The sequence below is a fragment of the Eubacterium uniforme genome (genome assembly GCF_900167115.1).
GTDB lineage: Bacteria > Bacillota > Clostridia > Lachnospirales > Lachnospiraceae > Eubacterium_S > Eubacterium_S uniforme.
In genome coordinates this window covers 263,789-287,814 of sequence record NZ_FUXZ01000003.1, presented here as the reverse complement: position 1 = coordinate 287,814, position 24,026 = coordinate 263,789, and the positions used below count along the sequence as shown (strand labels likewise).

Below are 24,026 nucleotides of genomic sequence, written 5' to 3'. Positions count from 1 at the left end.
CACAGGAAAAATTTAAAAGATACATAAATAATATTGTAAAGATAAAGGGATAAGGGTTATAATCAGATGTACTTAGGTACATCTGATTTTTTATATGGTAACGAGTCAGGCACAATGGATTTTTATAAGAAATTGGTGGGTTGATAGGGAAGAAAGAAAAGGTGAAGTGATGAAAAAAGAAATAACAGTTCAGATGAAATTCTATATGTTTAAGTTTATGCTTAGAATAACAGCGTTTACGATAGTTTTGTATTTTTATGTTTTTCATAAGCAAATGTTATGGGAATTTGTTAATACACCTTTCTGGAAGGTGGTTACACCTATTCATGTGTTATGGTTATGTTTTATGACAATTATGATTTTACATATATTTCCATTTGATAAATTAACTATGGCTCTTCTTAAATCAAAGAAAGAGAAGTTTGTTCCAGTAGATAATTTAGATCATTATAAACTTTTGAAATTTGTTCAAGATATGAATATAAAAGCTTGGAGAGTAATGCTAGTTTGGTTACTTGGTAACGGTGTTTTAGGTGTACTTTACTTGGCTGGAATATTAGAAGATGTTGATCTTGTTATGGCAACAGTGTTCTTTTTTATATGCGATTATATTTGTATTTTAATATTCTGTCCATTTCAGACATTTATTATGCACAATAAGTGCTGTGTAAATTGTAGAATATATGATTGGGGACATTTTATGATGTTTACTCCAATGCTTTTTTTAAGAAATTTCTTTAGTTGGAGTTTGTTTTTTACATCATGCGTTGTTCTTATACACTGGGAGATAGTATATGCAAAACATCCAGAACGATTCTGGGAAGGAACAAATAAGAGATTACAATGTGGAAATTGTAAGGATAAAACGTGTAAACTTAAAATAAATAGAGTTAAACCTGATAAAATAGATTAAAAAGGAAACTTCTTAAAAATAATATAAAAATATGGTTTACATAATGCAAAAATCAGAATAATTTTATATGGTTGTTTAGTAGTAACAATCACTAAAAAAATCGCCCTATTTTAGACAATAAGACGATTTTTTTGAAATAGTTTCCAGGTTATTGAAAAATCAACATAAAATTGGTAAATTATAATTGAGGAGATGCGTGGTTAGAAATTTTAGTTTTACGCATTTGCTATAGTTGTGGATTTAAAGAAAGAGAATTGGAGGTACCTTATGTACAGAAGAAGGTTAACTACTAAGGTAATTACTACAATAATGGCAGCTGCACTTACTATGAGTAACGTGCCAGCATTTAATATGAACGTAAGAGCGGATGAGTCTTACGTTTCTTTTGATGGAGAAAGGGAAGCTGCTGAAGGTGAAGGTCTTGTAGAAGGTGAAGAAGAAAAATCACTTGATGAACTTAAGGAAGAATTAGAAGGAAAAAATAATGAATTATCAGATAAGACTAAAGCTTATGAAAAAGCTAAGTCAGATTTTGAAGCGGCTGATAAAGATTATACTGATACATTGAAAACTATTTCCATTCTAGAAAAGAGTATAGAGAATCTTCAGAAGGTAATAAAGGAGTATCCAGATGAAATAGAAAAATTAACAGGTCTTTTGGAAACTTCAGATGCAAAACTTACTGCTACTCGTGAAGAGAATGAAACTGAAATTACAAGACTTCAGGAATTACTAGCTCCTATACTTGAAGAATTAGGACCTAAGGAAGAAGTTTATAATGATGCAAAGACTGCTTATGATGAAGCAGCACTCGCAGTTACAAATAAGCAGACAGAAGTTGAAAATCTTGAACAGGCATGTGAGAATGCAGAGGAGGCTTTAAATAACGCTAATGATGCATGTAAAACAGCCAAAACAAATAGAGATAGTGCAAAGGCAGAATGGGATACTGCAAAAGCAAGTGTTACCGAAAAAGAAAATGCAGTAGAAGATTATCAGACAGATATTACAAATAATAACGCTGCATATGAAAAGGCATTAAGTGATAAGGATACATATGAGAGTAAAAATATAACATTAAATGGTGAGCTTGAAACCCTTAATGGTGAACTTGATGAATTGCTTGAGGCAAAAGAAGATAGTGATAAGGTTTTAGCTGTTAAGAATGCTGCCATTGAAAAATATAACAGAGGTAGTATAGCATTCTTTGAAGAAATTGGACCTGATGATGTATACACATACAAAGATGAAAATAACGTTAATGTAGATTGTGATAGTATTAAGACATTACTTGAAAATTGTAAGAAGAAGGATTTTATTCATATTATTGATACAGGTGCGACTGTTGAAGAAGCGCTTCAAAGTGCAACAAGCCTTGAACACATGAAAGTGTCATTTGACTATATTAGAAGTGCAAATGAGATTCGTAAGAAAGAAGGATTAAGTGAATTAAAGATTACAAACGAGTTAATGTTATATGCTCAGATTGATGCAGATTACTACGATTATAAGGGACATAGTCATCCACAGCAGTTTAAAGTAAATGAAAACCTGGCAAAGGGTAGTGAGGATCCATTCTCTAGATGGTATGATAATGAAAAAGAAATTTATGAAAATGCTTTGATAGAAACAAAGACTGATGAGCAGACAGGCGAAACTGTATTAGTATATCCAAATCTTGCAGAATTGTCTATGTTTGATATTCAGAAAAAATATCCTGATTTGCATAAGAAAATTGGGCATTATTTAAATCTTATATATGAAAAGAATACATGTACTGGATTCGCATATAGCGAAGGGGTTAATGATATATATAAATATATTTATGCCCAGGAATTTTGGACAGGTACAAGTAATGCATCATATACAGTTGATGAATACGAAGAAAAATTTAATGAGTATTATAATAAACTTGTTAAAGACATGAATTTGCCAGTTGAAGTTGTTGATGAGGATATTACAAATAAAGAAGCTGAGATAGAAGCTAAAAAGGAAGAAATACGTATTTGTAGTGAGAAATATACTGAATGTCTTGAAACTATAAGTGCATGTCTTGATAAAAAGATTGAACTTAATGATGCATTGAAAGATGCTAATGATGAGCTTACAGAAGCTAATACATATTTAAGAGTAGCTGAAGGTAATTATGAGATAAGACAGGATGAGTATTCAAAGGCTCTTACAGAAGTGCTTAATGCTCAGTCAAATGTAAGTGCTTGCAATGAAAAATATAATACTGCTTGTAATGAATTAAAAACTCTTAAATCAGCTAGTGCTGAAAAGAAGGGTGCATATGAAGATGCAAAGGCGGTTTACGATGAAATATCTGAAAGAGCAGATGAATATAGAAATCCTATTCAGGAATTAGAAAATCAAATTACTGAATTAGAATCAGATAATATGGCACTTAGTTCAGAACTTTCTGATAAGAAAGAACAACTTGAAAATGCTCCAACTGAACTAGAAGCAGATAGAGCAGAACTTAAAACATTAAATGAAGTCATTGAAGGCAAAAAGACGTTAAGAGATGAACTTGAAACTTCAGCAAATGCTTTAAAGGATGAGGTTGATACACTTAAAGAAGAGGTTACTTTACTAGCTACTACTGTGGCAGAAATTGAAGAAAGCGAACAGAACCAGGGTGGAAATCAAGGTGAAGGAAGTGAACAAGGCCAGGGTACAGAATCTGGTGAAGGTAATGAACAGGGGCAAGGTGGAGAATCCGGTGAAGGTAATGAACAAGGTCAAGGTGGAGAATCTGGCGAAGGCACCGAGCAGAACCAGGGTGGAGAATCTGGCCAAGGTAATGAAAACAGTCAGGGTGAAGAAAAACAGAATACTAACCAGACTGTTAGTGATACTCAGGATAAAACAATAGATAAAAGTATAGTAAAGGGTGAAAGCAGAACAGAAGATCAGAAAAAAACATCTACTGATTCTAAGAGTAAATCCGTAAAGGATGAATCAATTGATGGAATTAAACTTTCTGATATGACAAATGGTTTTGTATTTACTGACAGAGCAGGTGGCGTTAATTATGAAGTAAATAAAGATGGTTCTGTTTCAATTACAAATATTATTAAGAATGATGCAGAAACTGTAATTAAGGATTCAATTTTCGTTGAAGGAAGGAAAATTGTAGTTTCTGAAATCAAGGATGATGCTTTTAAGAGTAAGAAGAAACTTAAGAAAGTTGTTTTAGGAAAGAACATTAAGAAGATTGGTAAGAGAGCATTTTATAATTGCAAGAACTTGAAAGTTGTTGTAATAAAGACTAAGAAATTAAAGAGCGTTGGTAAGAATGCATTTGCTAAAACTTCTAAGAAAATTAAGGTTTATGTTCCTAAGAAATCCTTATTGAAGAAGTATAAGAAGATACTATCCAAATCAAAGATTTATAAGAATGCTAAATTTTTATACAATAAAAAGATGTTAAAGAATAGTTAGATTAAGCAATAAAAGAACTTATGATTATTCATAGGTTCTTTTATTATGAGATTTTAAGCGAAAAAATATATGAAAAATTATGATTTTAATGAGAATTTTTATAATTAGTTCTGAAAATGAAAAAATAGACTAGCATTTTTCCTTATATTGGTGTAAAATGGGACACAAATGTGTTATAAGAATAGGATGCAGTAGGGATTCCTATGATTCCTATAATACAAATAAAAATTAAAGATGAAAAAGTGAGGTTAGAAAAATGGCAAACATCGATTTAAGTAAGTATGGCATTACAGGTGCTACAGAGATCGTTTATAATCCTTCATACGAAGTATTATTCGAAGAGGAAACAAAAGAAGGTCTTACAGGTTATGAAATCGGACAGGAAAGTGAACTTGGTGCAGTTAATGTTATGACAGGTATCTACACAGGTCGTTCTCCTAAAGACAAATTTATCGTTATGGATGAAAATTCAAAGGACACTGTATGGTGGACAACAGATGAATATAAGAATGATAACCATCCAGCATCTGAAGAAACATGGGAAGCTGTTAAGAAGCTTGCTATCGCTGAATTATCAAATAAGAAACTTTTCGTAGTTGATGCTTTCTGTGGTGCTAACGCAGACACAAGAATGGCAGTTAGATTTATCGTAGAAGTAGCTTGGCAGGCACATTTCGTAAAGAACATGTTTATCGTTCCTACAGATGAAGAACTTGCTAACTTTGAACCTGACTTCGTAGTATATAATGCTTCAAAGGCTAAGGTTGAAAACTACAAAGAACTTGGTCTTAACTCAGAAACAGCAGTAGTATTCAATATTACAAGCCGTGAACAGGTTATTTTAAATACATGGTACGGTGGAGAAATGAAGAAGGGTATGTTCTCAATGATGAACTACTACTTACCACTTAAGGGTATTGCTTCAATGCACTGCTCAGCTAACACAGATATGGAAGGTAAGAACACAGCAATCTTCTTCGGTCTTTCAGGTACAGGTAAGACAACACTTTCAACAGATCCTAAGAGATTACTCATCGGTGATGATGAACATGGTTGGGATGACAACGGTGTATTCAACTTTGAAGGTGGTTGTTATGCAAAGGTTATTAACCTTGATAAAGAATCAGAACCAGATATCTACAATGCAATTAAGAGAGATGCTCTTTTAGAGAACGTTACTCTTGATGCTAATGGTAAGATTGATTTCGCTGATAAGTCAGTTACAGAGAATACTCGTGTATCTTACCCAATTCAGCATATCGATAACATCGTTAAGAATGTTAACCCAGTTTCAGCTGGTCCAGCTGCTGAGAACGTAATCTTCTTATCAGCTGATGCTTTCGGAGTACTTCCTCCAGTATCAATTCTTACACCAGAGCAGACTAAGTATTACTTCCTTTCAGGATTTACTGCTAAGCTTGCTGGTACAGAAAGAGGAATTACAGAACCAACTCCTACATTTTCAGCTTGTTTCGGTCAGGCTTTCTTAGAGCTTCACCCTACAAAGTATGCTGAAGAACTTGTTAAGAAGATGGAAAAGAGTGGCGCTAAGGCTTACCTTGTAAACACAGGATGGAATGGTACAGGTAAGAGAATCACAATCAAAGATACTCGTGGAATCATCGATGCTATCTTAAATGGTGATATTAAGAAAGCTCCTACAAAGAAAATTCCTATTTTCGATTTCGAAGTACCTACAGAACTTCCAGGTGTTGATACAGGTATCCTTGATCCTAGAGATACATACGCTGATGCTTCTGAATGGGATGCTAAGGCTAAGGATCTTGCTGAAAGATTTATCAAGAACTTCAAAAAGTATGAAGGTAACGAAGCTGGTAAGGCATTAGTAAGTGCTGGTCCACAGTTATAATTTGAAATTAAATATTTTATATATAAGAATCCGGTTTTTTAACCGGATTCTTTTTATATAAAAAGACTTAAACGAATTATGTAAACTGGTACGAATGTGTTAAAAAAATGACAAAATAAAAGTGGCTAAAATTTTGAACAAATATTGTAATTAGGATTTACAAAAAGGTTTTAAAATAGTAAAATAAATAAGGTATTTATTTTAGGAGGATGAAATTGTGAGAGGAAAAATAGGTGTTTTATTATTAATAATATTCTTATTAGCAATATTTGTTGCACCATCTGTTTGGTTTATTAATGAACACATGCAAGAGTTAAAGGAAGCAACAAGAGATCAAGTTGAAACAGAAAAAGTCATTGAGCTTGATAAGCTTGCTGATGTTAGTTATAAAATAGAGAACGGTATTTTAACACTTAAACCTAATGCTAAATATGGTAGACTTACATCTAATACAATTAAAGAAATTAAAAAAGGAAAGAAGAAGAAGACTACAGAGCTTGTAAGTTCAGCTCCTTGGGGTGAAAAGTCAGATACAATCTTTAAGGTTCAGGTTGAAGAAGGTTATACAGTATTCTTAGATCCAAGTGCTGAAGGTTTATTTATCAATTGTAAGTATTGTAAGGAAATGGATTTGAGTGGATTTGATACCAGATTCTGTACAAACATGAGTAGAATGTTTGAAGGATGTGCAGCTCTTGAAAAGGTTAATGTTGAAGGTTGGGATACGGATAATGTTCAGAACTTCACAGATATGTTCAAGGGATGTGATAAGTTAACAGAAGTTAAAGGTGCTGGTGAAAAGATTGATACAGCATTTAAGTCAAAATAAAAAATGGCTTTGGTTTATCCAAAGCCCTTTTTATTTATAGAAATATGTATAGCGATTTAATTTAAACAACAATAAAGTGAGATAGGTATATGGAAAACGAAAAAGTAGAATTAACAGAAAAAGTTGAAACAACAGAAAAAATAGTAAAAGATAAAGAGTCTGTTAATAGGAATAACAGATTACTCAATAATAAATTATTTTTATATTTGACAGAGTTCTTTTCCGGCATGGCCGTAATGGCTGTAGAACTTGGAGCAAGTAGATTGTTAGCTCCTTACTTTAGTTCATCACAGATAGTTTGGACAATTATAATTGGAACTATTATGATAGCAATGGCACTTGGAAATATCTATGGTGGTAGATATGCGGATAAGAATCCAGATCCAGATAAATTATATGGAAGAATAATTATAAGTGGAATTTGGATTGCCTTAATTCCAGTTTTAGGAAAGTACATAATCGTGGCAATTTCTGCAATTTTAATATTTACAGTTAATAGCAATTTCCTTATAATTGCTGGATTTATAGCGTGTATGGTTATTTTTGTATTCCCGTTATTTTTACTTGGAACGGTAACACCATCACTTGTAAAATATACAACAGATAGCCTTGATGATAATGCAAAAGTTGTTGGCAATCTTGGTGCAGCGAATACAATCGGTAGCATAATCGGAACTTTCGTTCCAACTTTTATAAGCATTCCGGCTGTGGGGACTAGCATTACTTTCTTGGTATTTGCTGGGATATTACTTGTGATATCTTTTGGATATTTTTTAATAGGAAAGCAGAATAATTCAAAAAGAAGACTTACATCTCTAACTATTTTTGGAATAGTTTATATTGTTGCATGTATATTTGGACATAATAATTCATATGCTTTTTGGGAAAATAAATTAACATATGAAGGCGAATCCATATATAATTACCTTCAGGTTTATGAGGATGAAGATGAAGTTGCATTATCAACAAATGTACTTTTTGGAGTGCAGTCGGTTTATATGAAAGATAAGAAATTGACTGGCATGTATTATGATATTGCAATGGCGTCTTTGTATTTTTCAGATGTAAAAAGAAAAGAAAACTTGGATATTTTGGTCCTTGGAATGGGCACAGGTACATATGCAACACAGAGTAATAGATATTTTGATAATTTAAATATTGAGGGCGTTGAAATAGATAAAAAGATAATTGATTTATCTAGAAAGCATTTTGATCTTGATAAGAATGTTAAGGTTACTGAATATGATGGAAGAGCTTTCTTAAATGTTAATAAGAAGAAATATGATGTTATCATGGTTGATGCTTATCAAGATATAACAATTCCATTTCAAATGTCATCAGTTGAATTTTTCGATAAGGTTAGAGAGCATTTAACAGACGATGGTGTGATGGTTGTTAATATTAATATGAGGAGTGATAAAAAGGGCAGTATAAATAATTATTTGGAAGATACTATTGCACAAGTATTTAAAAATGTGTATACTGTAAAGGTTGACAACAGTACGAATGTTGAATTATTTGCTGGAAATAATAAGGATATGCTAAAAGTCTTTAATGAAAATGTTTCATTAGAAGATAACGAAGAACTTATAGAATTACTAGAAAGTATTACTAACAGACTTGAAGAGTACGAAGCAGGTAATCTTATTCTTACTGATGATAAAGCTCCTGTTGAACTTTTAGGAATCGATATCATTGATGATTTGATTAAGGATGAAGTTGAATACTATAGGGAGATTTATAAAAAGGATGGTATAAAGGGATTAATTGACCAACTATAGTACTACAAATAAAAGGAAGAGAAAGATGAAAAAAGGTTTGCATAAAACAATACAAGCATCTTTTTTAGTTGCTAGTATGTGTTTTACTACAATTGGTGTAAATAGTTTTGATATTTTTGCCGATGACGCAGTTATTATTAAGGATAATAGTGGATTATATACTGTTTCGGTTGAAGAGAATTTAACAGATGGTAAACTTTATGAGTGCCCATATGAGAAAATATTAGTATCTGATAAAGTTGATAGCATTGGAAAGTATGCATTTGCTAAGAGCCTTAGTTTAAAGGAAATAGAACTTTCAGATAAGATAGAACTTGTAGTAAATGGCTTATGCTTTGGTTGTGAAAACTTAGAATCTATTAATTTAGATAGTGTTAAGGAAATTGGAAATTATGCATTTTCAGATTGTAAGAATTTGAAGGATGTTAAGTTTTCTAAGGATATAAAAAGAATTGGAGTTAGAGCTTTTTATAATTGCTCAAGCATAAAGAGTATTGAGGTTTCTGGAAATGTTGAAGAAATTGAAGATGAAGTTTTCAGTGGTTGCTCTAATTTATCAAACATTAAGTTAAATGAAGGAATAAAAACAATTGGTAAGGGAGCGTTCTTTGATTGCGATGGTCTTACTAATGTAAAAATTCCGGATGGTGTTTTAAGTATTGAGAATGTTTCATTTAAGAATTGTGATAACTTATATAATGTTGTGATTCCAGAAAGCGTAAACTATATTAGTGCGAGTGCATTTGCTGAATGTGGAAAGAAACTTGTAATTGTTGCAAAGAAAGATTCATATGCATATAAGTATGCGGTTAATAATGATATTAAAGTTTCTGAAAACATTGTGGTTGAAGCTAAGAAGGATGAAAAGATTGATATAAGTGATGCCAATGTTTCACTTGATTCTAACATCTATTATTATGATGGCAAGAGACATGTACCAAAAGTTACTGTTAAGATGGGTGGATACATTTTAAAACAGGGCATTGATTATAATCTTGTTTATACTGGTAATAAAAAACCTGGAATATGGAAGGCACAAGTTCTTGGGAAAGGTGATTATGAAGGTTCATTAAGTAAGGACTATAAGATTATTGTTACTCCTGTTAGAGGATTTCGAATCAAGAATGTTAAAAAGAGAAGCATTAAGATTTTTGCAAAGAAGCGTAATGCAAGTAAAAATATTACTGGTTATCAGATAGCATATAAGGATATTAAGAATAGAAGATTTAAGAGGATTAACACTCTTAATACTGGTAAACTTGAATATGTACTTGGTAGATTTAAAAAGTATAAGACATATCAGGTTAAGGTTAGATGTTTTGTAAACACTAATGGAAGAATGTCATATTCAAAGTGGAGTGGCATAAAACAGGTTAAAATTAAAAAATAGTTATAAAAACGACTTTGATTGGTTAAGTGATTAACTGATTAAGGTCGTTTTTTTTGGAATTATATCAGAAAGATTAATATGATATATGCCAATTAATTAAAGTCTTTTTATATAACGAGAAATGTCGGTATATTATTATCGTATAGCAAATATATATTGACAAAAAATATTCGGAGTGTTAATATCTTTTTTACAGAGCCCCGTTGCAAACAATTTAATGACAAGATTGGAGTGATGGGTATGATTAAAATGAGAAGGTTTGGTTTAGGAGGTTTTTGTAAAAGGGCCATAGCTTTTATGGTTATGTTGTGCTTGCTTTTATCTGACATGCTAGTTTTTAAGGTAGAGGCAGCAACGTTTAGTTATAAGTGGATTGGCAGTGCGAGCAGTAGTGGAAGTTTTAAATTCTCTGATGGAACAACGGATAGCGCAGGATATGGTTATTCCATATCTGGAATTGGCAAGGTGTTTTGTATAAATCAGGGATCGGAAATTTATAATAATGATAATTACACTGACAAGGGTAGTGCCAAATTTAAAAGTGAAGGAAAGAATGATTTTTCCTATGATGCTGTTATCGCTAAGATTTCTTACTACTGGGTAAGTAATAAGGACGATGATTTTGCAAGAAGTTTAGTTCAAGCACTTATATGGCAGACTATGGATAAGGGTTACACTTCAAAGTCTGCGCTTAAAAATATTATTAAACAGTCAAAGACAAAGGATGCAGATAAGTTATTTAAGGAAATCTTTGAAGTCGATGATGAAATAAGTGCTACACTTACAACGTATAAAAGTAGTAATTATGGAAGTACTCAGCGTATGGCTTTACTTAGTGCAAAGGCAATTGAGGATAATACACAGTTTAGCTTTGCAACATATAAAAGAAGCATGACTTATAGACAAATATTAAGTTTACATAAAACTGACTTTGATAATAATCCTGTAGCAAATGTCGTTTATGAAATTAAGCTATCTGAAGGTTTTGATAGGATGATTTCTCTATCAATGCAGAAGGGTGTTTTGTTAAAAGCTAATGATGTTAATGATTTAGCGAAAGGATTTGCTGAAGTTTTAGAAAGGGACGCGGAAGGTAATGCTACAGGTAGTAAGGTTACAAAGTCAGCTGACCAGTTAAGGGATATGTATCCAGGAAATGTTATTTACTTAAAGACTGATGCAAATGGTGATATTAGATTTAGAGTAGCTTTTAGGACTGAATCAAAAACATATGCCTATGGTAAGTACAAAAAGGATGGTAAGTGGATATATGTTGAAACTTATAAGCAGATGGAGAAATTATCTGATAATACGGATTCATCTGTTATGAAGGATGGACATACATATTACTATTGGATGAAGAAAGCGCATAGTGATTCAGGAGATGAAAGTGGATGGGCTGGATTTAAGGATAGAGCTAGAAACAATGCTCATGGCAAAAATCGTATGGATGCTGACGGAGAGATTATAAGCGATAAATTAAGTGATCTTAGAAATGAATATGAAAATGTTTCGACTTATTTTGGCATAAGTGAGTTAAAGGGAGTGTATGGAAATACATACTTTGATAATACACTTTCCATTAATCCATCTCTTGATGGTAATTATAAATGGGTTAACATAAAAAAGAATGAGAGTAGTATTTCTGTTGATGGAGCTGTAGCTGAAAGTAATAAGAAAAATGTAAACTATAGTACAATTGGAAATTATAATGGTAAGTCTGGTGGAACTTATACAAATTCTGATTATGTGGATGCTTCTAACAATAGTTGGCTAAGTTTAGCTAAACAGGAGAATAATGAAAATAGTTATTCTGTTGATGGTGCGAGAGTTACCATGATTGGCTTAAATGGACGACAGAATATTGTAAATGCATATTATAAATATGGTGTTGGAGCTGTAAGTCAAAATAAAAGTTATGATAGAGAATTTTGTTTACATAAAATAGATGAAGATGGAGCTCCTATAGCAAATGCTAAATTTGATTTAAAGGTTGATTTATTAAAATATGCATCGGAATTAAAGAGTGTTTATGTGAATGATAAAGTGTTTTATCTAGATGATAAAGAGATTTTTGTGAATGATAAAAAAGTTGATGTTAATGATGAATCAGATGGAGAGAAGAATAAAAAGGTTGTTATTAGCGATAAATCAGTTGATGAAAATGTAAAATTAGATGGTTCAATTTTTGAATTACAAACAATGTCCGATAAAAATGGAGATATAAAGGTAAGACTTGAATTTGAAAAGAAGTATGATAATTATTCATATGGATATGGAAAATACTTTGATTATAATACTTTTAAATATGTTGATGTGGTGAGTGCTGATAGTTATGTAAACTTAAGCGGTGCAGCAAAATCAGGGATTGCTCAGGTTGTAAATAATGCTTATATCAATAAAATGTTTAGCTATTATGATGATAAGACCTTTGATATTAATGGAGGAATGGCAAAGGCTAATGAGGCCATAGATAATGACTTTGATGGATTTTTGAAGGTATTTGCTGAAGAAAAAATAAAGGTTTCTATTAAGGAAGTTGATGTTGTTGGTAAGGACTATTATGCAATTAACAAGAATTATGCAGATTATAGGGACTGTAATTTAGCTGATAAGCAAATGGTTGAAATTGTTGATAAGCATAAATGTTTTTCAACGAAGATCATAAAGGTTGGACCGGATGGTGTTAAGAAACTTGATGGTGCAGTATTTGAAATATATGAGGATGCTGATTTTAAGATTCCGGCTAAGTTCTATGATAAGAATGGAAAGCTTATTAATAATGATGGTAAGGCGATTGCTTATACAACGAAGGATGGAGAGTTAGTTACTGATTACCTTAGATGTAGTATAGATGAGTATTACTTAAAAGAAGTTAAGGCACCTTTAGGTTATGTAAGTATTTATGAGGATTCTAATAAGGATAACGATGTTTTAAAGATAAAATGTGATGGGAGCAAAATAGCTGATACTAAGTATATGATCGATGAGACTGTTAACGTTGAAGTAAAGAATCAGGGCATAACTATTAGGTTTGAAAAAAGAGATAAAGAAACTAAGAAATATGTTGAAGGTGCTAAGATTGAGGTAAAAGATAAAGACGGAAAAGTTGTCAGCACTTTTGATTCAGTAATTGGTGGTAATGAGTTTGAGGGAGTATTTGCTAGTGGAGAAGAATATACATTTCATGAAGTGAAAGCTCCTAATGGATATGATGATGCCAATGATATAAAGATTATAGTTAAGGCGACGGATAAGATTCAGGTTGTTACCATGTATGATGAAAAGATTAGTATCGTTAAGACGAGTAAACGTGTTAGAGAAAAAGAAGATGAAGGTGGAGGAGAAGATATTATTACTCCAAAAACTGGTATTTTTATTGATGATTGTAGAGCTGTTACTAAGGCAGAAATTAGTAAGAAAGTACCTAGTAAAGATATGAATATGTACGTTGGGACATTTGCTTTTATGTGTAATATGATTGTTTATCTTTATAATGTTTATGGTGGAATGTTTGTTTTGATTGGTATGCTGTTATCTTTGTGCGTTTTTGCTGTAAATAGAAGGTTTAAGGGTAAAACATATGAAAATCAATAAGGTGATATCTCCATTAATTATTCTTATGATAGCCACAGGATTAGTTCTGTGGCTATATAAAACTAGTGAAATAGATGGTTTACATAAATTTATTGCTGGCGGCTTTAAAGGGATGGTTTGTGGAGAGGATAATAAAGAAAAGAATAATAAGGATAATAATGATAATAAAGGGAAGATTGTTAGTTATGGGGATAAGCTTAGTGATAGCAACTTAGGTGTGAGGAAGAAGATTAATAAAAACTATTTAGATTTTGAAGGGAGAGATGAAAACATTTCTGAAATATTTGCTGATATAAAAGATGAGTATGAGGAATTCAAGAATATAAATGATGATCTTTTTGGAATTGTTGATATAGAAGGGATGGATTTTAACTATCCGGTTATGATGAGTAAAACACCAAACTACTATTTGAATCATGACTTGTTTAAGAATTATAGTTTGTTTGGCTGCCCGTATATGGGGGAAGGGTATTCCTTGATTAATAACAATATAGTAATCTATGGGCATTGTATCAATAAGGATAAGATGTTTGGTAAATTGCTTTCTTTAAAGAATAAAAGCGTCTTGGACAGGTTGAAGCGTATATGTTTATATAGTGATGGAAAGTTATTTGAATATGAAGTAGTTGCGTTATTAAGCATTAATGTGGATATTACTGATTATAGGTATTGGGAGATTAAGGATTTTAAGGATGAAGAGGCATTTGCTGAATATGTGGATGGAATTATTGAAAATGGAATATATGTTAGTGAAGAAAAACTGAAGTACGGAAATTATCTGATGTTGTCGACTTGCGATAATGAACTGGGTGGCGGCTATAGAATTGTGCTAGTTGGCCGGATGCTAGAAAATGGTCTATAATGTTGACATTTAAATTTGATATGATAATATTAAGTAAGTGGTGAGTCCTACCGATTTAAGTGGAAACCATAACAGATAGTTCACGCTGATTGTGTGACTATAAAGATAAGACTACGTACAGAGTGCGTGGTCTTATTTTATATTGAAGAAAAGGCAGAAACTAGAAAATAGTATTTAACTGTGATATAATTTTTAGGTAGTAAAAATTGACAGGAGTTAAATATGGAGAATTTAAGGTTTGCCGTTTTGATTGATGGTGAGAATATTTCATCAAAATATGTTTCAGTTATGTTTGATGAGTTGACAAAGTATGGGGTTATTACATATAGAAGAATTTATGGTGACTGGACAAGTAGAAATACTGCCAGATGGAAAAGGGTGTTACTTGAAAATTCAATCACACCAATTCAGCAGTTTTATAATACAGTAGGAAAGAATGCATCTGATTCAACACTTATCATTGATGCTATGGATATTTTATATACTGGCAATGTTGATGGCTTTTGTATAGTTTCAAGTGATGGCGACTTCACAAGACTTGCAAGCAGACTTCGTGAATCAGGTATGTTTGTTGTAGGTATGGGTGAAAATAAAACACCTAGATCATTTAGAAATGCATGTAATGTATTTACTTCTCTTGAAAACCTTATTGAAGATGATGGTGCTGAAGTAGATAATGATGAAGTTCTTGAAAATGAACATGAAGAATTAGTAAGCTCTGAGAGTGAGCACGAAGATAAGAGTGGTAAGTCAAAGAAGAAATATAAGGAAGAAAAATCTCATATTGTTAGTAAGAAGGAAGTTGAAAATACAATTATTACTATGATTATGGAGAATGAAAATAAGGGTAAGCTTACAGGCCTTGCCGAAATTGGAAGCAGACTTCAGAATAAGTATCCTGACTTTGACGTTCGAAATTATGGATATAGTTTGTTATCGAAGTTCCTTGAAGAAATAGATAGTGTTACTGTAATTAAGAATAACAATATTGTTAATGTTGAGCTTAAGGAAAGCAGGAATGCTAGAGAAGAAGTCGATGAATATATTATTGATGTATTAAAGAAGCATGATAATAAGTTAGGTGTTACAGAAATTGGACATCTTATTCATCAGAAGTTTTCAAATTTTTCACCTAAGGATTATGGCTATTCACAGCTTACTAAGTACGTTCAGTCAATCCCGGGTATTAAGATTACTCATGATGACAAACAGAGAAAACTTGCTAAGTTGAAGAAGTAGTGAGTGGTCTATGTTGATTCAATATAGATTTAATATAGATTTAATATAGATTCAATAAGATAATAGTAGTTGGACTAGTTGTTGTGCTAGTAGGAAGTGAGGAAACATTCCTTTCTAGAAAGAAATTGTGATAATAAATATTTAAGTAAATAATTGTAAGAATAGTTTATGAAAGTAAGAACATGTTGATGTATAAAGAGATGTTACATTGATGTGTTCTTACTTTTTGTTTGTTTTTTGGTGGAAGTAAGAATTGGTATGGTGTGGGATGTGGTGTTTGTTTGGTTTATTTCTTACTTTTAGGGAAATTTTAGCTAGAAGTGAGAATTGTTGTATTGTGAGGTATGGGGTGTATTGGGTTGAATTCTTACTTTTAGGATATTATTAGTTAAAAGTAAGAATGTTAGGTTGAAATATCAAGAAAACTAGTTAGGAAGATTCTTACTTTTGGAGTATTTTTAAATAGAAGTAAGAATTTAAGGGATAAAGCTCAACTGGCCGGTTAGTAATAGTCTTACTTTTGGGCGTTTTTTGACTAGAAGTAAGACTTCGAGGAATTGAAACAAGAAAGCAAGTTGGTGAAAAGGTTACTTATCAGGGAGTTTCAGCTCAAAAGTAGCCAACTGAAGAAGAAAAAAGGAAGACACACTAAGACAAACAGAAAAGAACACTAAGAAAAGCTGGAAATGGTGTTATTTATAGCAGAAATAATAGGAAATCATAAACCAATATCCCAAGCATAATTCCAAATGTCATAACTTCTTCAAATATTTGACTTTATACCACTAATATGGTAAATTTTATGGGTAATACAGATGATAAGATGGAGGAAGAAAATCGATGAAAATTTATGACGAATTAGTTGAGCGTGGTCTTATAGCTCAGGTTACAGATGAAGACCAGATTAAAGATTTAATTAATAATGGAGGAGCAAGATTTTATATTGGTTTTGACCCAACAGCTGATTCACTTCATGTAGGACACTTTATGGCATTATGTCTTATGAGAAGACTTCAGCAGGCAGGTAACAAGCCAGTTGTACTTATTGGTGGTGGTACAGGTTATATTGGTGATCCATCAGGTAGATCTGATATGCGTCAGATGTTAACACCTGAGATTATTCAGCACAACTGTGATTGTTTCAAGAGCCAGATGGAAAGATTCATTGAGTTTGGTGAAGACAAGGCTATTATGGTTAATAATGCAGATTGGCTTTTAAAACTTAATTACATTGAACTTTTAAGAGATGTTGGAGCATGCTTCTCAGTTAACAATATGCTTAGGGCAGAGTGCTACAAGCAGCGTATGGAGAAAGGTTTATCTTTCTTAGAATTTAACTACATGATTATGCAGTCATACGATTTTTATTATCTTCATCAGAATTACGGATGTAACATGCAGTTCGGCGGCGATGACCAGTGGAGTAACATGCTCTTTGGTACTGATCTTATTAGAAAGAAGACAGGCGAAGATGCATACGCTATGACAATCACACTTCTTATGAACTCAGAAGGTAAGAAGATGGGTAAAACAGCAAATGGTGCCGTTTGGCTTGATCCTAACAAGACAAGTCCATTTGAATTCTTCCAGTACTGGAGAAATGTTGATGATGCAGATGTTATGAAGTGTATCAGAATGCTTACATTTATTCCACTTGAAGAAATCAAGGAAATGGATAACTGGGATGCATCTAGAATAAATGAAAAGAAAGAAATACTTGCGCTTGAACTTACAACATTAGTTCATGGTGAAGAAGAAGCTAAGAAAGCCCTTGAAGCAAGCCATGCTTTATTCGCAGGTGGTGGTGATGATTCAAATATGCCTACAACTGAACTTGAAGAAGGTGAAGTTCCAGCTGAAGGCTTTAACATCATGGACCTTATGGTAAGATGTAATCTTGTTTCAAGTAAGAGTGAAGCTAGAAGACTTATTCAGCAGGGCGGTGTATCTGTTGACGGTGAAAAGGTTTCAGATATTGGCCTTTGTTTTGATGCTACTAAACTTAAAGAAGGCATCAAGATTAAGAAAGGTAAGAAAGTATTCCATAGAGCTATTATTAAATAAATCTGGAATCAAATAAAAAAAGGTATTATGTATGATTAGGTATAAAGTTATAAAATACATAATAGAGAAGATATAATAGAGAAGATAATGGTTGATGATTAATAGTAATCATCATTGGAGGTTTTATGAAAATTAAAAAGTATTGTGCGTATGCTCTTATTGCGTCATTAAGTCTTACATTGACAGGGTGCGATAGTTCATCAAAAAAGGATAAGGCTGATAAGGAAACTAAGAAGACAGTTGTCCAGAAAGATGAAGAAGTTGAGATTGCCAGAAATCAAGGTGTTGATTTAAAAGAAGGTGATGTGGCCGTTGATGTAAACTTTGATGATGATAAAACAGATGGGTTTACTACATACATAAATGGTGGTAAAGCTAAACTTTTTGGAGAAGACGGTAAACTAGTTGTAGATATTACAAGTTGTGGTAGTAAGGATTATGCAAACCAAGCATATTGGGATGGATTTTTCTTATGTAAGGGAGCTGTTTATACATATAGTTTTGATATTAGTTCAGATATAGATAGACAGGTTGAGTATCGTCTTCAGATGAATGGTGGAGATTACCATGCGTATAAGGGTGAGAAGATAAAAGTAGGTAAGGATGTTACTCATTTTGAAACAGAATTTACTATGGAGGAAGATTCTGACCCAGCTCCTAGACTTGTGTTTAACATGGGTCTTATGGAGGATATGAAGGAAGACCCTGGCGCACATAAAATATACATTGATAATGTAAAATTAGTAGTCAAAGATGCAAGTAATGCACAGGTTATGGAAGGACTTCCAATATATAATAAGGTTGCTATTAATGAAGTAGGTTATTTACCTAATGACAAAAAGACTGTATTTGTTCAGTCAAAGACAGATACAAAGTTTGAAGTTATCGATAGGGAAACTAATAAATCTATTTTTGAAGATAAGTTACCTGAAGCTGTTTTTGATCCTGCAACTGATGAATGGATTCAGTTAGGAGATTTCTCACAATTAACTACACCAGGTAGTTATATTGTAAAATCAGAAAGCGGTGAATCTTATCCATTTGAAATAACAGATGGAATTTATGATAACTTATACAAAGATACAGTTCTAATGCTTTATTCACAGAGATGTGGTATGGATGTTAATGTTGAATCTGTTCCAGAGTTTTCTCATAAAGCATGTCATATGGATAAGGCAACAGTATATGAAAGTGATGAGACTAAGGATGTTACTGGCGGATGGCATGATGCAGGTGATTATGGTAGATATGTTGTTGCAGGTGCAAAAACTGTAGCTGATTTATTCCTTACATATGAGGATTGCAATGCTGATAGTGATGAACTTGGAATCCCTGAAAGTAAGAATGGAATTCCTGACATTTTAGATGAAGCAAAATATGAACTTGATTTCTTCTTTAAGATGCAGGATGAAAAAACAGGTGGTGTTTATCATAAGGTTACATGTGCTAACTTTCCTGAAACAGTCATGCCAACAGAAGAGAAGGATCCTTTAATCTTAGCGCCAATTTCCGATGCTGCAACAGGGGCATTTGCTGCAGTAATGGCTAAGGCTTCTGTTATTTACAAAGAGTATGATGAAGCCTATGCTACTAAGTGTTTGGAAGCGGCTAAAAAAGCCTGGGATTATTTGAAAGATAAGGATAAATATTCAGGATTCTATAATCCAAAAGATATTGTTACTGGTGAATACAGAGACGGTATTGCTGAGGATGAAGTATACTGGGCAGCAGTTGAACTTAATATCGCTGCTGATATGAAGATTGATCTTAGTAAGTATTTAACAGATAGAGTTTCAGTTAATCTTGGATGGGCAGACATTGGTGGATATGCAATGTATGATCTTATTGAAGCTGACATTAAGGGAAGCGATGTGGCTAAGGAGAAATTCTTTACACAAATCGATTTACTTAAGGATAAAGCTTCTAAGGACATGTATAACATTACTCTTGATGGTAAATATCCTTGGGGTAGTAATATGAGCGTAGCGAATGCAGGTATGCTTTTTAGAATGGCTGCACGTATTACTGGTGATAAGGAATATGATGTTCTTGCAAAAGAACAACTTGATTATTTACTTGGAGCAAATGTTATGTCATATTGTTTCGTTACAGGTTACGGTGAACTTTCACCAAAGCACCCACATCACAGACCTTCACAGGTCGCAGGTAAAACAATACCAGGTATGCTTGTAGGTGGACCTAACGATGCCAAGGAAGATCCATATGCAAAAGCAGTTTTGTATACAGAACAGGAAGCTAGATGCTATGCAGATAGTGACCAGAGTTTCTCTACAAACGAGATTACTGTATATTGGAACTCACCACTTATTTATCTGCTTGCATCTTCAATGAAATAATGGAAAGATGATAACGATGAATATAGTAAATTTTTTAGCAGATTTTTATTTGCCAGCGAAATCATTAAGTAAAATGATTATTGCTGCGCTTGCAATATTTTATATACATAAACAGGCTTATATTTTAATAGGCCTGTTTTTTACGCGTAAATTTAAACATACAAATAATTATCATAAGTACGCAATTTTGATTCCAGCAAGAAATGAAGAGATAGTTATTGGAAATTTAATTGATAGTATAAGTAAGCAGGATTATCCTAAGGAGTATTTAACTATTTTTGTTGTTGCTGATAACTGTACGGATAACACAGCTAAGATTGCTAGGGAAAAAGGCGCTATAGTTTATGAACATAATAACCCTGATGAAAGAACAAAGGGTTATGGACTTAGATATCTTTTTAATGAAATTGAAAGAGATTATGGAATAAAGAGCTTCGAAGGATATTTTATTTTTGATGCTGATAATCTTTTAAAGAAGGATTATATTAGTCGAATGAATGATACTTTTGATAGTGGTGTTAAGGTTGTAACTTCGTATAGAAATACAAAGAATTTCGATGAAAACTGGGTTGCATCTTCATATGCACTTCACTGGTTACATTCAATTAGATTTAGACATAGAGCAAGATCTGTACTTAGACTTGCAACGAACATTCAGGGTACAGGATTCCTTTTCGCTAATGAGTTAGTTGAAAATGGTTGGCCATATGTATCTCTTACTGAAGATAGAGCATTTACTGCAGATGCAGTAGCTAAAGGATATCAGATATCCTATAATGATGAAGCGATGTTTTATGATGAACAGCCTACAAGTATTAGGATTTCAATTAGACAGCGTATTAGATGGTCAAAAGGTCATCTTCAGGCATTTGTTCAGACGGGACCGCTTCTTGTTTATAAGATTATTGTAGGAAATATTCCTATGCAGATTAAGCTTTGGAAGGAAGAAAGACAAAGAAGAAAAATTGAACCTAAACTAATAGGTGTTAATGATAACGAGGAAGATAATATACCAAAGACTTGCCTTCAATCTGACATTGCAGGTGTTAGTTATAAAAAGATTCCTTGGTATTCAGTTATAATTGAGGAAATAAGAGTAAGATGGGCAGCATTTGATACACTAGCTCAGTTGTTCCCTCAGGTTATTATAAAGGCGTTCTTATGGATTTTCATATCGTTAATTTTATATTCCTTCTATAGAGGAGCAAATGGTCTTGATAATATATTTGTATTTAGTGGTGGAAATTGGCTCGCTAAGTTTATTAGAGATAATATATTTGGAGTAAAAGTTTCAATTGGGCCAGGATTTAAAGCAATGTGGGTTGCATTCGTATTGACAATTCTTTGGAGAATTATCATGCGAATTTCACTTGATTTGGAAACAGCACTTGCTGGTGCATATCTTTTCATTGTTGAAAGAAAACGAATAAAAAAGATTCCACTTATAAAGAAAATATTATATTGTTTTACATGGACTACATTCGACATTATGTATCGTTATTCCATGTATATGGCTTTATTTATGAAAGTAGAGTGGAAGGTTATTCCACATACAAGTAATATTAAAATTGAGGATATATCAGATTAGCTAAGGTGCGTAGATAATGAAAAAGTTCAAGGATAAATTAATTGATTTTTTGAAAAACAGGGCATTTGTTTTTGTTAAGGAAAATATAATTGAGTATTTTTTACTTATTTTACCTTTCTTTTTGATGGATGTTTTTATTAGAATAAAAGCACTTAAGATTGATTATGACAGAAAGGGTGTATTGCAGGCAAGTATTCTCTTTAGTGTTGTATTTGTTACATTTATGGTGTGTATTTCTAAATATTTAAAAGGATGGATTGGTAAAGCAGTTTATATATTATTTTATGGAATATCTTTATTTATGTTTTTAACTAATATGATTTATTACACTCTTACAGGATATTTCTTTAAGTTTTCGTTGATGTTTATGGCAAGCGAAGGAAGTGCATATATAGGTGATACTATTAAGTCTACTGATAAATCCATTTGGATTATGGCAGTGCTTATCATAGTAACAGGTGTTATTGCCATAGCTAAGTTTAAACGAAGTGAAAAGTATAATGTTAAGGGCATTATACTTGTTGCGATAGTATTTGCTGTAGGGCAGATTTTTATTCCAAATGTTTTAGGAAAGGGTAATGCTAATCTTAAATGGGATAGTTTTAGAAAGCCAGCAAATGTCTACAAAGAATTTAATGATGCAAATAAAAATATAAAGATATGCGGATTTTTTAAGTATACTGAAAGAGATTTTGTAAAAACTTTCTTTAAGGGTAAGACAAAAAAAGACCCTGATGAAATTAATTTTTTAAAGGATTGTTATAAGGATGAAAAGATTCATCAGAATAATCCTTATACAGGAATGTTTAAGAATAAAAATATTATCTTTTTACAGTTAGAAGGAATTGACACATGGCTTTTGACTAAGGAAGATATGCCAAATCTTTATGGACTTATGGAAAATAGTCTTACATTTAATGAGCATTATTCATATTATAATGGTGGTGGTTCAACTTTTAATTCTGAATTTGCTATTAATACAGGACTTATTACTCCTATTTCATATAACCAGAATGCATATACTTTTAGTTCAAATACATTTAAGGATACGCTTCCTATGTTATTTAAAGATGAAGGATATGAAGTTTATGCATATCATATGAATTCAAAAGAGTATTATAACAGAGGTTTGAATTATAAGGCTTGGGGATATGATGATTATTTTGGACTAAAAGATGAAGTAGAATATGATGAGGATGACTATGTATACGAGATGGATACCGAGTTGTTTGATAATGAGACTTTTAGAGAATTATTCTTTAATCCACCTAAACCAGAAAGAAAAGATGGAATTAAGCTTAATGGAAGATTCGTAAAATATCTTATAAGTTATACACCTCATACACCATTTGTTACAAATAAGGGTGTTGGTGAATATTTAGCTAAGAAAGTTTATGGAGATAATATTCCGGATATGGATGAGGAAGAGGTTGCTAGAATGATGGCAACAGAAACTGACAGAATGGTTGGACAGTTGATTGATGGTTTAAAGGAACATAACTTATATGAGGACACAGTGATAGTAGCGTATGCGGATCACTACCTATATACAATAAATGATAAGTCTGTTCTTGATAAGTATAAAACTACTTCTGATAATAGAATTAATAATACACCATTCTTTATTTGGAGTAATGATATTAGGGATTGCCTTTTAAGGACTGGAGTTGATAATGAAAAACTTATGACTGTTTCACAAAAGGTAAACTCGCAGCTTGATATTATGCCTACAATTCTAAATATGTTTGGAATCAAATATGATGAAAACAAGTATATTGGAAATGACATAATGGATGATAATTATAGTGGATATGTTTTCTTTGACGATTATTCTTGGTACGATGGTAGTGTGTATTTTGATGGCTCTGCAGGCGAGAAAGTTGGCGATAATCCAAACTCGAATGGAAATTCCATAGAAAATACGAACGGTTCCATTACGAAATCGATAAAGAAAAATGACTTGACACTAAAATATAATTGGTATAAAATGGAAATGTCGAAGGAATAGTAAACTATTTTTCGACTGAATCATTAGGTAATCCTAATGATGTCAATCTCTTTTTCTCTCTTTTTTAAATTGATGGTCATA

Annotated in this window: 13 protein-coding genes; all 13 read left to right on the top strand. The window is 32.2% G+C overall.

The window, feature by feature from the left end; all coding sequences use genetic code 11:
- The first annotated feature begins 94 nt into the window (after window positions 1–94).
- The 13 genes from B5D16_RS02800 to B5D16_RS02740 all read left to right on the top strand — a co-directional run bounded on the left by B5D16_RS02800 (window position 95) and on the right by B5D16_RS02740 (window position 23,945).
- Entirely contained in the window at window positions 95–913 is an 819-nt protein-coding gene (locus B5D16_RS02800; protein WP_143405019.1) for a hypothetical protein, read from the top strand.
- A 267-nt stretch (window positions 914–1,180) separates the two neighbouring features.
- On the top strand, window positions 1,181–4,360 hold the full coding sequence (locus tag B5D16_RS02795) for a leucine-rich repeat protein (RefSeq protein ID WP_078765447.1): 3,180 nt from the start codon (window positions 1,181–1,183) through the stop codon (window positions 4,358–4,360).
- 256 nt (window positions 4,361–4,616) lie between these two features.
- Window positions 4,617–6,230, top strand: coding sequence for a phosphoenolpyruvate carboxykinase (ATP) (pckA, locus tag B5D16_RS02790; RefSeq protein ID WP_078765446.1), 1,614 nt, complete (start codon window positions 4,617–4,619; stop codon window positions 6,228–6,230).
- Window positions 6,231–6,447: 217 nt separating this feature from the next.
- Entirely contained in the window at window positions 6,448–7,059 is a 612-nt protein-coding gene (locus tag B5D16_RS02785) for a BspA family leucine-rich repeat surface protein (protein WP_078765445.1), read from the top strand.
- 89 nt (window positions 7,060–7,148) lie between these two features.
- A complete protein-coding gene (locus B5D16_RS02780; RefSeq protein ID WP_078765444.1) occupies window positions 7,149–8,840 on the top strand; it encodes a spermidine synthase in 1,692 nt (563 codons plus the stop codon).
- A 25-nt stretch (window positions 8,841–8,865) separates the two neighbouring features.
- Window positions 8,866–10,230, top strand: a complete 1,365-nt coding sequence (locus tag B5D16_RS02775) for a fibronectin type III domain-containing protein (protein WP_078765443.1) — start codon at window positions 8,866–8,868, stop codon at window positions 10,228–10,230.
- Between the two features lie 240 nt (window positions 10,231–10,470).
- A complete protein-coding gene (locus tag B5D16_RS02770; protein ID WP_078765442.1) occupies window positions 10,471–13,827 on the top strand; it encodes an MSCRAMM family protein in 3,357 nt (1,118 codons plus the stop codon).
- Entirely contained in the window at window positions 13,814–14,689 is an 876-nt protein-coding gene (locus B5D16_RS02765) for a class B sortase (RefSeq protein ID WP_078765441.1), read from the top strand. The genes B5D16_RS02770 and B5D16_RS02765 overlap by 14 nt, the downstream gene beginning before the upstream one ends.
- Window positions 14,690–14,911: 222 nt before the next feature.
- Window positions 14,912–15,928, top strand: coding sequence for an NYN domain-containing protein (locus B5D16_RS02760; protein ID WP_078765440.1), 1,017 nt, complete (start codon window positions 14,912–14,914; stop codon window positions 15,926–15,928).
- 840 nt (window positions 15,929–16,768) lie between these two features.
- Entirely contained in the window at window positions 16,769–17,992 is a 1,224-nt protein-coding gene (gene tyrS / locus B5D16_RS02755; protein WP_078765439.1) for a tyrosine--tRNA ligase, read from the top strand.
- Between the two features lie 125 nt (window positions 17,993–18,117).
- Entirely contained in the window at window positions 18,118–20,349 is a 2,232-nt protein-coding gene (locus B5D16_RS02750) for a glycoside hydrolase family 9 protein (protein ID WP_078765438.1), read from the top strand.
- 16 nt (window positions 20,350–20,365) lie between these two features.
- Window positions 20,366–21,937, top strand: coding sequence for a glycosyltransferase family 2 protein (locus tag B5D16_RS02745; RefSeq protein WP_159444262.1), 1,572 nt, complete (start codon window positions 20,366–20,368; stop codon window positions 21,935–21,937).
- A gap of 16 nt (window positions 21,938–21,953) precedes the next feature.
- On the top strand, window positions 21,954–23,945 hold the full coding sequence (locus tag B5D16_RS02740) for an LTA synthase family protein (RefSeq protein ID WP_078765436.1): 1,992 nt from the start codon (window positions 21,954–21,956) through the stop codon (window positions 23,943–23,945).
- The last annotated feature ends 81 nt before the right edge of the window (window positions 23,946–24,026 follow it).